The following is a 15059-nucleotide window of genomic DNA, read 5'->3' as shown; positions in this document are numbered from 1 at the left end:
AAAAGAGCATACTTATTTTAGAAGGATAAAGCAAACTACTTCACTTTTTTTATTCCTAGCGTTAGAATACTAATATCCTATTTTCCTATAGGAAACTTTATTTCACTGATGATACTTTTTGAAACGAGGGAACAATATGGTTTACAAACGAGTCACAAAATCGTCTGCAGAGGCGGTTTTAGATGGAGATATAAAAGGTTGGCGAAGACTCTTGCCATTTTTAGGACCTGCTTTCATTGCAGCAGTTGCCTATATTGATCCTGGCAATTTTGCTACAAATATTACAGCAGGCTCTCAATACGGCTACCTGCTACTTTGGGTTATAGCCTTTTCTAATTTAATGGCCGTGTTAATTCAGTCCCTGTCTGCCAAGCTTGGGATTGCGACAGGAAAAAATTTACCTGAAGTAGCACGCGAGCATTTTTCTAAAAAAACATCTATCTTTTTATGGATACAGGCGGAATTGGTCATCATTGCCACAGACCTCGCGGAATTTATCGGAGCAGCATTAGGGCTTTATTTACTTTTTAATATCCCAATGCTTCCCGCCGCATTGATTACAGCAGTGGGTTCATTCGCTATTTTAGAGTTGCAAAGAAGAGGATTTAGAGCCTTTGAAGCAGGTATTTCTGGAATGGTTTTAATTGTTGTATTGGCATTTGCCTTCCAAACATTTTTAGCGCAGCCAGCATGGGACGATGTGGCGATTGGCATGTTCACACCACACTTTGAAGGTGTAGATTCACTATTATTAGCAACAGGTATTTTAGGTGCAACCGTTATGCCTCATGCTATTTACTTACATTCTTCTTTAACTCAAAGTCGTATTATTGGTCGAAATGAGGCAGAAAAAAAACGTATTTTCCGTTTTGAATTTATCGATATTATCATCGCTATGATTATTGCTGGTGCCATCAATATGAGCATGCTCATCATTGCCGCAGCCGTATTCCATACCCAAGGTGTTGTAGTTGAAGATTTAGATGTTGCCTATAATGGCTTAAAAGTTGCGCTCGGCCCAATGGCTGCCATTTCCTTTGGTCTTGGTTTACTTATTGCAGGGCTTGCTAGCTCCTCTGTAGGGACTTTAGCTGGTGACGTAGTGATGCAAGGCTTCATTCAAAGAAAAATACCTCTTTATTTACGTAGAGCGATTACCATGGTGCCACCACTTGCAATCATTGCCTCTGGTGTGAATGCTACCTATGCTCTCGTTCTTAGTCAAGTTGTTTTATCATTTGGTATTGCCTTTGCACTTGTCCCTCTTGTTATGTTTACAAGTAAACGAGACATTATGGGAAGCCTAGTTAATCACCGTATTACAACTGTTTTAGGTTGGTTTGTCGTAGTCGTTGTTGTTACGTTAAATATTTACTTACTGTGGGAAACAATTTTTGGATAACAAAAAGCCAGGTACTCTATAGCAATGAGCACCTGGTATCTTTTTGATTAAACATCCACCCTTTCGATATTTCTAATGGCTAAATAAGCAATACCAAGACCCACGATTGCTAAAGTAATTGGAATAATAATAATATCGTTTAAAGTAAAGTTACCTGAATTTGACGAAGTTACAGACACAATTATAATAGATGAAATGATAGTTGTCGGTATAGAGTATTTTCTCATCCCGAAATACAATGGGATTAAAGCTATACCTGAGGCAGCAATCGCATTCATCAATACAGAAGGTATTTGCTGGATAATTAAAGAACTAGATAGAACATCAGGAATTAATTCATATCGTTCGCTTATGATACAAAAAATGGTTGTAATAAGAGCATTGGAGATAATGATCATACTGAAAGTAAATAGCATGACAATAGCAAGCTTTGCGACCATTAACTTCTTTCTACTTATAGGATACATAAAGGCTAATGTAATGGTTTTAAATTTATATTCTCCGATGATTAACTTAGCTATTAACGTAGAAGCAAAAATCATAAAAACTGCTCTTACAAATGAATCAATGACGCTTAAAGCAACCTCATAATTTTCAAGCCCTGGGTCTCCCTCAACTTTAGAAATAAATAAAATCATAAACAAAAAACCAAGAATAACAAAATTTGCAATAATGGCTCCTTTAACATATGAACCTAAATGAAATTTTTTCATTTCTAAACGCATTAAATTAAGCATGAACAACGCCTCCATTGATTAGCTTTAAGAAATAATCCTCTAATGAACTAGTTTTTTTACTAATCTCTTCAATCTCAACGTCATGTTCAATTAATGCTCTCGATAGGCTTTGTTGGGATACTGTTGAGTCGTATATACGTATAGAGTTATCATCCATCAGCTTAAAATTCGTAATGTTTAATTCGCTTTCAATAATAAACGCTGCCTTTTTCCCATCACTTACGATCACTTCCGTATAATTGACCTGATCACGATTAATAGTATCCATTGCTACCTCAGTGATGAGCCTTCCATTCTTAATAACACCTATTGTATCGACCAATTGTTCTATTTCAGCTAGAATATGACTAGAGATAATAATAGTTATGCCGTACTCCTTACAAAGCATCTTGAAAAGCTCTCTTAACTCCTTTATCCCTACTGGGTCCAATCCATTAATTGGTTCGTCTAATATAAGTAACTCTGGCTTTGTAATAATGGCCCTTGCGATGCCTAATCTTTGCTTCATCCCCAGAGAAAAATCTTTAACCTGCTTGTTCTCTGTATTCGATAACTTTACTAAATTAAGAACATGTGCAATTTCTTTCTTATCATAATAACCCATGTATTCACAATGTAATTCCAGGGTCTCTCTAGCCGTTAATTTTTCATAAAAAATAGGATATTCAATAATTGTCCCCATTCTTTTTAGTATTTCATAGGATTTGTCCGTCAATTTCGCCCCCAAAATTTCTACATCCCCACTTGTAGGCTTCGTAAGATTAGTTAGCATCTTCATAACAGTCGTTTTACCCGCACCATTAGGACCTAAAAATCCATAAATCTCACCTTTCTTAACGTTCATATTGACAGCAGAAACAACTTCCTTTCCATCGTACACTTTCGTAAGCTGATTTGTTTTTACAATGTATGTCATGTAATTCTCTCCCTCAATTGTGACTAGCTTCATTATAAAAAATGAAACTCTCTATTTTATTACTGCATTCTTACAAATTTCTTAAGTAAAAAAGCCTGCAAAGCATTAAAGCTCTACAAGCATAATCGATTTAATACATCATTCGCTTTAACGAAATCGTAAAAATAGTTCTTTCATAGGGAATACTCGATAAACGGATGGAGCCATTCATTATTTCTACTAGTCTCTTTGTAATCGTTAGTCCCAAACCGCTACCTTGGAAAGATTTATTTCGAGAATCCTCAAGCGTATACATTCTTTCAAAAACGCGATCGATATGATATTCATCAATGCCCCTGCCACAATCCCACACATCAATATCAATATTGACTTCATCATTTCTTATGGTAATTCCAATTACATTGCCATCTGCTCCATATGCAATAGCATTAGACAGTAGATTGTTTAACACTCTATTTAATGCTTCTTCATTACCAAGTGCATATATGGAGCTTTCTGGGATATCAATTTTAATATCTAATCCCAGTGAAGTAACCAAATCGTAAAAAGACAAAACATTTTTTCGGCATATTTCACTGACATTGATTTTAGTGATTGGATAATCTGTGTCCCCAGCCTCTAATTTTGCCAAGTCAAAAAATGTATGAATAATTTTTAATACTTCTAATGTTTTAGCATGTACACCCTTAAGTAAACGTTGCTGTTCCTCGTCACTAATCCCATTTTGAAGTTGAAGCATTTCAATATAGCCAAGTACAACGGTTAAAGGCGTTTTAAGATCATGTGAAATATTGGCCAACATCTTTTTCATGGAATTTTCCATTTTACGATGCGTAGCCTGAATTTTTTGATGTTGATCTAGCAAAGTATTCAGTGTAATAAGTAACTGTTGAATTTCTGAATTTGTAGTTGTTACTAGAATCTTTTCATACGTCTGTTCATTCACAATTACGTGTAGTTTTCGATGAATATATTGGATAGCACGTTCTTGTTCCTTCTTGATTTTCCATTGAAAAATAAGAATGCCGATTAGCAATACAATGATTAATAATAATAGAAATATCATATAGTTTTACCCTTCAAATTTATAGCCGATTCCCCATAGGGTTTTAATATATTGAGGATGTGACGGATCATCTTCTATTTTTTCACGTAGTCTTCTGATATGTACATTTATAATATTTTCATCTCCGTAATAGGCATCTTTCCATATCGTCTGATAAATTTGCTCTTTGGTAAAAACTCTGTGGCGATTTGTCACAAACAATTTTAAAATGGAAAATTCCTTTGATGTCAGCTTTATCTCTTGTCCGCTCTTTGTTATTGAAAAATTAACAATATCTATCTTTAAATTATCAATTTCTAGGACCTCTTGCTTTTGTTCAGCTTGACTAGAGTATTTCGTAGCTCTTCTGATAACAGCCTTTACACGTGCTGAAAATTCCAGCATAGAAAAGGGTTTAGCAATATAATCATCTGCCCCTAATCCTAAGCCCAATGCTTTATCAACATCACTGTCTTTTGCAGACATAATAATGATAGGAAGTGCTGCCTGCTCTCTAATAATCTTTAATACTTCCAATCCATTTAATTTAGGAATCATAATATCTAAGATGACTAAGTCAAAGGTTTTTTGCAAACAATTTTGTAATGCCTCTTCGCCATTAGTCACTGTTGTGACATGGAAACCTTCCATCGTTAAGTAATTAGAAACCATTTCACGAATGGCTTCATCGTCTTCTACAAGTAAAATATGCTTTTGCACTATGATGCACCTCTCCTATCAAAACCCAATTTCCATATGTATATTACATTACCATATTTATGATGTTTGATTAGTGATTTGTTTATGAGTGTTGAAAAAAGAGCTGCTCCATAAACCATCACTCTTTGGTTTATAGAACAGCTCTATTATCTAATCTTCAACTTTTAAATCACAATCTTTAAGTGGAAGCATTTTTGTTTTGTGCTTTATTTTATAGCCAAACCATAATGCTAAAAATAATGGAATCCCAATATACGAAACAAGGATACCGTACCAATCAATCTTATCGCCTGTAAAGGCTGTATAATTTTGTCCAATGACTACAATCATACAAACTGTAAAAGCAAATAATGGTCCAAACGGAAATAATTTGGCTTTATAAGGTAATAACTTTGGATCTAAGCCCTGTGCATCAAACGCTCGGCGGAAACGATAATGACTAAACGCAATACCTAGCCATGCAATAAACCCAGACATTCCAGAAGCATTTAATAACCAGATATAAACCACTCCATCGCCAAAGAAGGATGCCAAAAATGCTAAACAGCCTACAGCTAATGTTGCCATAAGTGCATAAATCGGAATACCTCTACGACTTAGCTTTGCAAAAAATTTAGGTGCATGTCCATCCACAGCTAATTGCCATAACATACGAGAAGATGCATATAGCCCTGAATTTCCTGCTGACAGCATAGCCGTTAAAATAATTGCATTCATTAATGAAGCAGCAAAGGCGATACCTAGGCGGTCAAACACTAGTGTAAACGGTGATACTGCGATATCTTCTGATAATAAACGTTCGTCTGTAAATGGAATTAACATCCCAATTGCACCAATCGCTAAAATATAAAACAAAAGAATACGCCAAAATACAGATTTAACAGCCTTCGGAATGTTTTTACCAGGATCATCTGTTTCACCAGCTGTAATTCCTAGTAATTCTGTCCCTTGGAATGAAAATCCTGCAGCTAGGAAAATACCAAATGTAGCAAGGAAGCCACCATGGAATGGCCCATCACTAACAAAGAAATTAGTGAAACCTACAGGAGCCTGCCCACCTAAAATACCAAAAATCATTAGTAAGCTAATGATAATAAAAACAATAACCGTTGCTACTTTAATCATGGCAAACCAATATTCACTTTCACCATAACTTTTTACGGATAGTAAATTAAACGTCAATACAACAGCAATAAATAATACTGTCCAAAGTGCTGATGAGCTATCTGGGAACCAATATTTCATAATTAATGACACAGCAGCAATTTCGGCAGCAATGGTGATTGCCCAGTTATACCAGTAGTTCCAGCCTAATGCAAAGCCCAAAGCAGGATCTACAAATTTGGTTGCATACGTACTAAATGAACCTGAGGATGGCATATAGGCAGCCATTTCCCCTAAGCTTGTCATTAAAAAATACACCATAATACCGATTAAAGCATAGGCAAGCAATGCTCCTCCAGGCCCTGCCTGAGCAATTGCACCTCCACTGGCTAAAAATAGCCCCGTACCAATTGTACCGCCTAAAGAAATCATTGTAATATGACGGCTTTTTAATTCTTTTTTCAGCTTCGGCGCTTTATGTCCGAGCTGATTTACTTTTATTTCACTCACGATATAGCTTCCTTCCTATTTTATGAGGCAAAAAAATGCCATCACATATACACTGTGATGGCTACGTTAATCCTCAGTTTTCCTACATGATAGCTCAACACGTTGTGCAAACGTGACAGTTCTGTTCCTTTCGGAGACAGCCCCAGCATGAGGTTTTCAAGTCCCCTCACACTTCGGCAATATTTCCTTTCAACTAATTTCATCAATGCTTGTCATTTCAATTAGCATACTTATAAATATCGCGACCTCTACCTCAATACAAACATGAGGCATATAATTATTAAATTTATGATGTTTATTATACTAACATAAGACCATAGACATTTCAATACAACCACAAATGTTCTGTATTTTATGAATCTTCTACTATTTTTAATAGTGTGATAAAGTGTTATAGTAGTTCAATTAGAATGGTTATTATTAAGGGGGATTTTATTTTGACTACAAATGATCATTCCACTAGTTTTCCAAGTAAAAAAATTAGCTGGAAAGGAACAACCTTACTTTTAGTCTTTGGAGTTATCTTTATAGCCTCTACATTACGAATGCCACTAACTGTTGTTGGCCCAATTATATCCTTTATCCGTGAAGATCTTGGAATATCTAATGTTTTGGCAGGCTTTCTAACAACGATACCATTGCTGGCTTTTGCTGTTATATCTCCATTTGCACCAGTTGTAGCACGCAAACTAGGGCTTGAGCTAACATTATTTTTATCAACTTTTCTCTTGGCTTTAGGAATTGTCCTACGTTCACTTGGTACTACAGAATTACTTCTATTAGGTACTGTGTTAATTGGCGTAGCCATTTCTTTTGGAAATGTACTAATTCCAGGATTATTGAAATTGAAATTTCCCTATCATGTGGGTTTATTAATGGCCTTTTTCACCATGTCCATGAATTTTACTGCTGGCCTTGGTGCTGGTATTAGCTATCCGATAGCTAATTCATCGTTAGGCTGGCAAGGTGCACTTTCCATTGCACTCATACTCGTTCTAATTACAATCTTAATTTGGATACCTCAACTAAAATCAAATAAACCGGAACCAGTTACTACATCTAAGAAGACCAGTACACCTTTATGGAAATCACCTGTTACTTGGGCTGTCACAGGGGCAATGGGTTTACAATCTTTATTATTCTACACAACAGCAGCTTGGATACCTGAGATCTATATTGCTCAAGGTTTAGCACCTGATAAAGCTGGCTGGATGTTTTCAATCATGCAATTCTCACAAGTACCAATGGCCTTAGTAGTGCCTATTATTGCTGGTAAAATGACTTCTCAACGCCCACTTGTATTGATGTTTACATCCTTCTATTTAGTAGGCTTTGTTGGGGTTGTCATGGAATGGACAAGTCTTGGGGTACTGTGGATGGTTCTTCTAGGGTTAGCAGGTGGTTCTTCATTCGCCCTAGCAATGATGTTCTTCACTCTCCGGACTCGTACTGCATTTGAAGCAGCAGATTTATCAGGCTTTGCGCAATCTTTGGGTTATTTATTTGCCGCAATTGGACCTATTCTTTTTGGCTACTTGCATGATTTATTTGGCGGCTGGAATATTGCGGGATGGCTCTTTGTCGTTGTAGCAATGTTACTCTTCTTTTGCTCAATGAGAGCCTCTAAGGATGAATATGTGCATTAAAATTAAATAAAGCAGGTGGATTTGATTCCTCCATCTGCTCTATTTCTATATAGTGTTTACACATTACTTAATTGTCGGGTTGCTGGAGTAATGTTAGCAATTCAGCAAGGCATTCTGATGCTTCATTATTATGAGCTGTTATAGTAGAAAAAATAGGAACAGCCTCTTGTAAAAGCATATAACTATAATAGTAATAGCCTACAAAAGCTTGCTCCTCATAGCCCTTTGGCGTTTCTTTCTCCCACTCCTGTTCATCATTATCCTCATTTTCTATCCACAAATAGTTGACGTCTAATAGCTCCTGCATATTTTTAACAGTATTGACTGGGTCGAGATAATCCTTGGTAATAGCATGTGCCACAGCTAAATATAACTGTACCTCTTGTAAGGAGACAACCTCTAATTTTTTACGAGTAAGCTTTTTTAGCAGGACAAGCAAAACCCATGGTGTCACCTGCCACAGTGTACCTTGATGTTCAATTAATTCAGCTAGTTGTGTGTATTGCTCCTGTTCTATCAGCTTAGGAATGGCTGTACCTCTACCATAAGGTGTCGTCAATTGTCTCCATGGGATATTGGGAATTTGCTGATCTAACATAGTAAGCCCTCTCTCATCAAAAGTATCGAAAGTAAACAATTCTTTTACACTAATAGCATGGTTTTTGATAAAAATAATTTGGTGTATGATAAATATTTACATAGGGTTTATGGAATATATGAGTTGTGGCAGGGGAAAGTGGTGGGATTAACCATGTCCAGTTGCCTGTAACTTCTCTTCCTGTTGATTTTTCTGCCTCCTCAAACAATTTAAACTGCTGAGCTGCTGTATGATGATCAACAATGCTCACACCATCTTCTTTAAATGAGTGAAGAACAGCAATATTAAGTTCTACTAAAGCACGATCACGCCAAAGAGACGCTTGTTTGGTTGTATCAAGATTAAAAATCTCTGCAATTGCAGGTAACATATTATAACGATCATGATCTGCTAAATTTCGTGCGCCAATCTCTGTTCCCATATACCAGCCGTTAAATGGAGCTGCTTGAAAATCAATTCCAGCCATTTGAAAACGCATACTCGAAATAATAGGTACGGCATACCACTTCATTCCTAATTTTTCCACATCGTTTGACTCTGGATGACGGATTGAGACCTCTACTATATTTTCTTCAGGAATTACAAACATTTGAGGAGCACGATTATCTACCTGTATAACGAGTGGTAATACATCAAAATCAGTTCCTTTACCTCTCCATCCTAACGACTCACACACTTTTGTAAATTTAATGGACTGTGAATCTCCAATAATGCCTGCATCTGTTTCATAGCCTGCATAACGAATTAGTTGATGATTCCAAATCCGTACTCTATCTGAAGCAAACACTGTTATAGTTGGACGAATTTTCCCATGATTTGTCGCATAATCAATATGTTCTAGTAATTTTTGAAAAATAGCCTTTTCATCTAAAACATCACGTGCATCTACCACATGCAGTGACTGCCAAAACAGACGTCCAATACACTTATTGCTATTTCGCCATGCCACACGTGCGCCAAAAACTAGCTCCTCTGTTGTTGGGTGATATTTACCTGCATCCTTAACTGCCTGTAATCTATTCTTTAACCAAAGTTCTGATTCATTTTGTTCTGTCTGATATAGACTTAAAAATTGCTGTATCTCCTGTATATTCATATCGATTCCTCCACTTATCCTCATATTAGAGGAACAAAACAACAAGCACCATGAAAATAGTAATTGAAAAAACATACATATTTTATATATGAAATAGTTTGTTCATATTTACTCTATAGACTCTCTTTCGTAAGGGAATGTAAGGGAGAAAGATTTTAATTATTATAAAAAGGCTACAGTAGTCATGTAGCCTTTTTCAGGGGGTTGTAGAACAAAGAAATCAATAGAATTTTTGTAAATGGTGAAAAAGCTATACGTTCTGGGCTACTTACTTGCTGCTGTTGCTTCGCTTTCGCATAGAGCAGAACCAGTTTCACAAATTCTCTGGCCAGGATTTCGCCTGTATCTATACTAGAGAAGTCAAGCAGCCTTCACAAAAGTATTGACCATGGAAGTGTACGTGGTAAGTGAAACGGCTTATAGGAGCCCATAGTAAGATGCTAGGGGAATTAAATTCAGTCCCTCACCTTGCAAATAGGTCTTTTTCTGCTATTGCATTATCTTTTATCGTTTAAAGAACAGGAGAATAGAAAAAAGCATGTAACACACATCTGTGCTACATGCTTGATGACCCGTACGGGATTCGAACCCGTGTTACCGCCGTGAAAGGGCGGTGTCTTAACCACTTGACCAACGGGCCGTGGCTCCGAAGGCAGGACTCGAACCTGCGACAACCTGATTAACAGTCAGGTGCTACTACCAACTGAGCTACTTCGGAATAATATGGGCCTAAATGGACTCGAACCATCGACCTCACGCTTATCAGGCGTGCGCTCTAACCAGCTGAGCTATAGGCCCATTTTGGAGCGGGTGATGAGAATCGAACTCACGACATCAGCTTGGAAGGCTGAGGTTTTACCATTAAACTACACCCGCAATAATGGTGGGTCAGGACGGAATCGAACCGCCGACACTTAGAGCTTCAATCTAATGCTCTACCAACTGAGCTACTGACCCGAAAAATGGAGGAGGTAGAGGGATTCGAACCCCCGCGCGGTGTTACCCGCCTGTCGGTTTTCAAGACCGATCCCTTCAGCCAGACTTGGGTATACCTCCAAAAATATTACAATGGTGGAGCCTAGCGGGATCGAACCGCTGACCTCCTGCGTGCAAGGCAGGCGCTCTCCCAGCTGAGCTAAGGCCCCATTTATCATGAAAGATGGTCGGAATGACAGGATTCGAACCTACGACCCCTTGGTCCCAAACCAAGTGCTCTACCAAGCTGAGCTACATTCCGTAAACATGATTTTATTGGCGCGCCCGACAGGAGTCGAACCCATAACCTTCTGATCCGTAGTCAGACGCTCTATCCAATTGAGCTACGGGCGCATGTTAATTAAAAAATGATGAGCCATGAAGGACTCGAACCTTCGACCCTCTGATTAAAAGTCAGATGCTCTACCAACTGAGCTAATGGCTCGTGAAATTAAAAATGGCTGGGGTACTAGGATTCGAACCTAGGCATGACGGAATCAAAATCCGTTGCCTTACCGCTTGGCTATACCCCAATTTTAAAATGGGGCGACTGATGGGAATCGAACCCACGAATGTCGGAACCACAATCCGATGCGTTAACCACTTCGCCACAATCGCCACTATATAGATTATATTAGCTGTATTATGAACGAGTACCTCAATACCTGGCAGGGGCAGTAGGAATCGAACCCACACCAAAGGTTTTGGAGACCTCTATTCTACCGTTGAACTATGCCCCTAAAATGGTGGAGGGGGACGGATTCGAACCGCCGAACCCTAAGGAGCGGATTTACAGTCCGCCGCGTTTAGCCACTTCGCTACCCCTCCAAGGGAATGGTGCCGGCGATAGGAGTCGAACCCACGACCTACTGATTACAAGTCAGTTGCTCTACCAACTGAGCTACACCGGCAATAATAATGGCGGTCCCGACCGGGATCGAACCGGCGATCTCCTGCGTGACAGGCAGGCATGTTAACCGCTACACCACGGGACCAAAATGGTGGAGGATGACGGGCTCGAACCGCCGACCCCCTGCTTGTAAGGCAGGTGCTCTCCCAGCTGAGCTAATCCTCCACAAAAAATAAGCGAAGCGACGTCCTACTCTCACAGGGGGAAGCCCCCAACTACCATCGGCGCTAAAGAGCTTAACTTCCGTGTTCGGTATGGGAACGGGTGTGACCTCTTTGCCATCATCACTTCACTTATTCAGCTGAAAGACTTATTCTTTCAAAACTAGATAAACGATACATTGAATGTTTCAAACTTTTTTGGTTAAGTCCTCGATCGATTAGTATTCGTCAGCTCCATGTGTCACCACACTTCCACCTCGAACCTATCTACCTCATCGTCTTTGAGGGATCTTACTTACTTGCGTAATGGGAAATCTCATCTTGAGGGGGGCTTCATGCTTAGATGCTTTCAGCACTTATCCCGTCCACACATAGCTACCCAGCGATGCCTTTGGCAAGACAACTGGTACACCAGCGGTGTGTCCATCCCGGTCCTCTCGTACTAAGGACAGCTCCTCTCAAATTTCCTACGCCCACGACGGATAGGGACCGAACTGTCTCACGACGTTCTGAACCCAGCTCGCGTACCGCTTTAATGGGCGAACAGCCCAACCCTTGGGACCGACTACAGCCCCAGGATGCGATGAGCCGACATCGAGGTGCCAAACCTCCCCGTCGATGTGGACTCTTGGGGGAGATAAGCCTGTTATCCCCGGGGTAGCTTTTATCCGTTGAGCGATGGCCCTTCCATGCGGAACCACCGGATCACTAAGCCCGTCTTTCGACCCTGCTCGACTTGTAGGTCTCGCAGTCAAGCTCCCTTGTGCCTTTACACTCTACGAATGATTTCCAACCATTCTGAGGGAACCTTTGGGCGCCTCCGTTACCTTTTAGGAGGCGACCGCCCCAGTCAAACTGTCCGCCTGACACTGTCTCCTGCCCCGCTAAGGGGCATGGGTTAGAATTTCAATACAACCAGGGTAGTATCCCACCGACGCCTCCTTCGAAGCTGGCGCTCCGAGATCTCTGGCTCCTACCTATCCTGTACAAGTTGTACCAAAATTCAATATCAGGCTACAGTAAAGCTCCACGGGGTCTTTCCGTCCTGTCGCGGGTAACCTGCATCTTCACAGGTACTATAATTTCACCGAGTCTCTCGTTGAGACAGTGCCCAGATCGTTACGCCTTTCGTGCGGGTCGGAACTTACCCGACAAGGAATTTCGCTACCTTAGGACCGTTATAGTTACGGCCGCCGTTTACTGGGGCTTCAATTCGCAGCTTCGCTTGCGCTAACCACTCCTCTTAACCTTCCAGCACCGGGCAGGCGTCAGCCCCTATACGTCACCTTACGGTTTTGCAGAGACCTGTGTTTTTGCTAAACAGTCGCCTGGGCCTATTCACTGCGGCTCTCATGCGCTTGCACGCTCAAGAGCACCCCTTCTCCCGAAGTTACGGGGTCATTTTGCCGAGTTCCTTAACGAGAGTTCTCTCGCACACCTTAGGATTCTCTCCTCGACTACCTGTGTCGGTTTGCGGTACGGGCACCTCTCACCTCGATAGAGGCTTTTCTTGGCAGTGTGAAATCAGGAACTTCGTCCATACGGACTCGCCATCACAGCTCAACGTTACAGTGTGCGGATTTGCCTACACACACGCCTTACTGCTTGGACGCGCACAACCAACGGCGCGCTTACCCTATCCTACTGCGTCCCCCCATTTCTCAAACGGTGAGGAGGTGGTACAGGAATATCAACCTGTTGTCCATCGCCTACGCCTATCGGCCTCGGCTTAGGTCCCGACTAACCCTGAGCGGACGAGCCTTCCTCAGGAAACCTTAGTCATACGGTGGACGGGATTCTCACCCGTCTTTCGCTACTCATACCGGCATTCTCACTTCTAAGCGCTCCACCAGTCCTTCCGATCTGACTTCAACGCACTTAGAACGCTCTCCTACCACTGACATCGTAGATGTCAATCCACAGCTTCGGTGAATCGTTTAGCCCCGATACATTTTCGGCGCAGCGTCACTCGACCAGTGAGCTATTACGCACTCTTTAAATGATGGCTGCTTCTAAGCCAACATCCTGGTTGTCTGTGCAACGCCACATCCTTTTCCACTTAACGATTACTTTGGGACCTTAGCTGGTGGTCTGGGCTGTTTCCCTTTTGACTACGGATCTTATCACTCGCAGTCTGACTCCCGTGTATAAATATCTGGCATTCGGAGTTTGTCTGAATTCGGTAAACCGGGATGGCCCCCTAGTCCAAACAGTGCTCTACCTCCAGTATTCTCATCACGAGGCTAGCCCTAAAGCTATTTCGGAGAGAACCAGCTATCTCCAAGTTCGATTGGAATTTCTCCGCTACCCACACCTCATCCCCGCACTTTTCAACGTGCGTGGGTTCGGGCCTCCAGTAAGTGTTACCTCACCTTCACCCTGGACATGGGTAGATCACCTGGTTTCGGGTCTACGACCACGTACTATTTCGCCCTATTCAGACTCGCTTTCGCTGCGGCTCCGCCTTCTAAAGCTTAACCTTGCACGTAATCGTAACTCGCCGGTTCATTCTACAAAAGGCACGCTATCACCCATTAACGGGCTCTAACTACTTGTAGGCACACGGTTTCAGGATCTCTTTCACTCCCCTTCCGGGGTGCTTTTCACCTTTCCCTCACGGTACTGGTTCACTATCGGTCACTAGGTAGTATTTAGCCTTGGGAGATGGTCCTCCCGGATTCCGACGGAATTTCACGTGTTCCGCCGTACTCAGGATCCACTCAGGAGAGAACGAACTTTCGACTACAGGGCTTTTACCTGCTCTGGCGGACCTTTCCAAGTCGCTTCATCTAACTCGCTCTTTTGTAACTCCGTATAGAGTGTCCTACAACCCCAAGAGGCAAGCCTCTTGGTTTGGGCTCTTCCCGTTTCGCTCGCCGCTACTCAGGGAATCGATTTTTCTTTCTCTTCCTCCAGGTACTTAGATGTTTCAGTTCCCTGGGTCTGCCTTCAAGACGCTATGTATTCACGTCAAGATACTACGCGATTAAACGTAGTGGGTTCCCCCATTCGGAAATCTCCGGATCAAAGCTCACTTACAGCTCCCCGAAGCATATCGGTGTTAGTGCCGTCCTTCTTCGGCTCCTAGTGCCAAGGCATTCGCCGTGCGCCCTTAATAACTTAACCAAGTTATTAAGCCTATAAAAAACTTAAAAAATAAATGTGTTTGTTACAATTTCAATGTCGTTTTATCCAGTTTTCAAAGAACAAGTTTTGAAGTGTTTCATTCAGATAGAATG

9 protein-coding genes, 17 tRNA genes, 2 rRNA genes and 1 riboswitch are annotated in these 15059 nt (G+C 41.0%); of the genes, 2 read left to right on the top strand and 26 right to left on the bottom strand.

The features are described from left to right. Window positions 1-136 precede the first annotated feature (136 nt). Window positions 137-1402, top strand: a complete 1266-nt coding sequence (locus NYE73_RS01375; RefSeq protein WP_259951191.1) for an Nramp family divalent metal transporter — start codon at window positions 137-139, stop codon at window positions 1400-1402. 47 nt (window positions 1403-1449) lie between these two features. On the opposite strand, the gene NYE73_RS01370 is transcribed toward NYE73_RS01375, so the two are convergent. The 5 genes from NYE73_RS01370 to NYE73_RS01350 all read right to left on the bottom strand — a co-directional run bounded on the left by NYE73_RS01370 (window position 1450) and on the right by NYE73_RS01350 (window position 6434). Next, window positions 1450-2139, bottom strand: a complete 690-nt coding sequence (locus NYE73_RS01370) for an ABC transporter permease (RefSeq protein ID WP_259951189.1) — start codon at window positions 2137-2139, stop codon at window positions 1450-1452. After that, complete coding sequence (locus NYE73_RS01365; protein WP_103117310.1) at window positions 2132-3055, bottom strand: ABC transporter ATP-binding protein; 924 nt, start codon at window positions 3053-3055, stop codon at window positions 2132-2134. The genes NYE73_RS01370 and NYE73_RS01365 overlap by 8 nt, the downstream gene beginning before the upstream one ends. A 130-nt stretch (window positions 3056-3185) precedes the next feature. Further along, a complete protein-coding gene (locus NYE73_RS01360) occupies window positions 3186-4121 on the bottom strand; it encodes a sensor histidine kinase (RefSeq protein WP_131522382.1) in 936 nt (311 codons plus the stop codon). Window positions 4122-4127: 6 nt separating this feature from the next. Next, the gene (locus NYE73_RS01355; RefSeq protein WP_131522381.1) at window positions 4128-4820 is read right to left on the bottom strand and encodes a response regulator transcription factor; all 693 of its coding nucleotides are present in this window, start codon (window positions 4818-4820) and stop codon (window positions 4128-4130) included. A gap of 150 nt (window positions 4821-4970) precedes the next feature. After that, complete coding sequence (locus NYE73_RS01350) at window positions 4971-6434, bottom strand: amino acid permease (protein WP_259951188.1); 1464 nt, start codon at window positions 6432-6434, stop codon at window positions 4971-4973. Between the two features lie 82 nt (window positions 6435-6516). Continuing rightward, window positions 6517-6693, bottom strand: a riboswitch (Lysine riboswitch). Window positions 6694-6871: 178 nt separating this feature from the next. On the opposite strand from NYE73_RS01350, the gene NYE73_RS01345 reads away from it, so the two are divergent. After that, window positions 6872-8080, top strand: a complete 1209-nt coding sequence (locus NYE73_RS01345; protein ID WP_259951187.1) for a CynX/NimT family MFS transporter — start codon at window positions 6872-6874, stop codon at window positions 8078-8080. Window positions 8081-8147: 67 nt separating this feature from the next. Here the strand turns inward: NYE73_RS01345 and NYE73_RS01340 are convergent, their stop codons facing one another. From NYE73_RS01340 to NYE73_RS01240, 21 genes are all read right to left on the bottom strand, one after another. Next, on the bottom strand, window positions 8148-8678 hold the full coding sequence (locus tag NYE73_RS01340; RefSeq protein ID WP_048391935.1) for a hypothetical protein: 531 nt from the start codon (window positions 8676-8678) through the stop codon (window positions 8148-8150). Between the two features lie 49 nt (window positions 8679-8727). Then, window positions 8728-9774, bottom strand: coding sequence for a nitric oxide synthase oxygenase (locus NYE73_RS01335; RefSeq protein ID WP_103117308.1), 1047 nt, complete (start codon window positions 9772-9774; stop codon window positions 8728-8730). Window positions 9775-10342: 568 nt separating this feature from the next. Beyond that, window positions 10343-10414: transfer RNA gene (locus tag NYE73_RS01330), tRNA-Glu, on the bottom strand. Window position 10415: 1 nt separating this feature from the next. Further along, window positions 10416-10492: transfer RNA gene (locus NYE73_RS01325), tRNA-Asn, on the bottom strand. Between the two features lie 6 nt (window positions 10493-10498). Further along, window positions 10499-10572 (bottom strand) — tRNA-Ile (locus NYE73_RS01320). 4 nt (window positions 10573-10576) lie between these two features. Beyond that, window positions 10577-10650: transfer RNA gene (locus NYE73_RS01315), tRNA-Gly, on the bottom strand. A 5-nt stretch (window positions 10651-10655) separates the two neighbouring features. Continuing rightward, window positions 10656-10731, bottom strand: a tRNA-Phe gene (locus NYE73_RS01310). Between the two features lie 6 nt (window positions 10732-10737). Further along, window positions 10738-10830: transfer RNA gene (locus tag NYE73_RS01305), tRNA-Ser, on the bottom strand. Window positions 10831-10843: 13 nt separating this feature from the next. Beyond that, window positions 10844-10919 (bottom strand) — tRNA-Ala (locus NYE73_RS01300). Between the two features lie 15 nt (window positions 10920-10934). Next, window positions 10935-11011, bottom strand: a tRNA-Pro gene (locus NYE73_RS01295). A gap of 15 nt (window positions 11012-11026) precedes the next feature. After that, window positions 11027-11103, bottom strand: a tRNA-Arg gene (locus NYE73_RS01290). A gap of 18 nt (window positions 11104-11121) precedes the next feature. Beyond that, window positions 11122-11194: transfer RNA gene (locus tag NYE73_RS01285), tRNA-Lys, on the bottom strand. 13 nt (window positions 11195-11207) lie between these two features. After that, window positions 11208-11282 (bottom strand) — tRNA-Gln (locus NYE73_RS01280). 9 nt (window positions 11283-11291) lie between these two features. Next, window positions 11292-11367 (bottom strand) — tRNA-His (locus NYE73_RS01275). Between the two features lie 48 nt (window positions 11368-11415). After that, window positions 11416-11489: transfer RNA gene (locus tag NYE73_RS01270), tRNA-Trp, on the bottom strand. 4 nt (window positions 11490-11493) lie between these two features. After that, a tRNA-Tyr gene (locus NYE73_RS01265) sits at window positions 11494-11577 on the bottom strand. Between the two features lie 7 nt (window positions 11578-11584). Next, a tRNA-Thr gene (locus NYE73_RS01260) sits at window positions 11585-11660 on the bottom strand. An 8-nt stretch (window positions 11661-11668) separates the two neighbouring features. After that, window positions 11669-11744 (bottom strand) — tRNA-Asp (locus tag NYE73_RS01255). A 4-nt stretch (window positions 11745-11748) separates the two neighbouring features. Next, window positions 11749-11824 (bottom strand) — tRNA-Val (locus tag NYE73_RS01250). An 11-nt stretch (window positions 11825-11835) separates the two neighbouring features. Then, window positions 11836-11951 (bottom strand): 5S ribosomal RNA (gene rrf, locus NYE73_RS01245). A 67-nt stretch (window positions 11952-12018) separates the two neighbouring features. Then, a 23S ribosomal RNA gene (locus tag NYE73_RS01240) occupies window positions 12019-14946 on the bottom strand. Window positions 14947-15059: the final 113 nt, after the last annotated feature.

This window comes from Lysinibacillus sp. FSL K6-0102, assembly GCF_038003545.1.
GTDB lineage: Bacteria > Bacillota > Bacilli > Bacillales_A > Planococcaceae > Lysinibacillus > Lysinibacillus capsici.
Note: the sequence above shows the minus strand (reverse complement) of the source record. Positions and strands in the feature narration are given on the sequence as shown.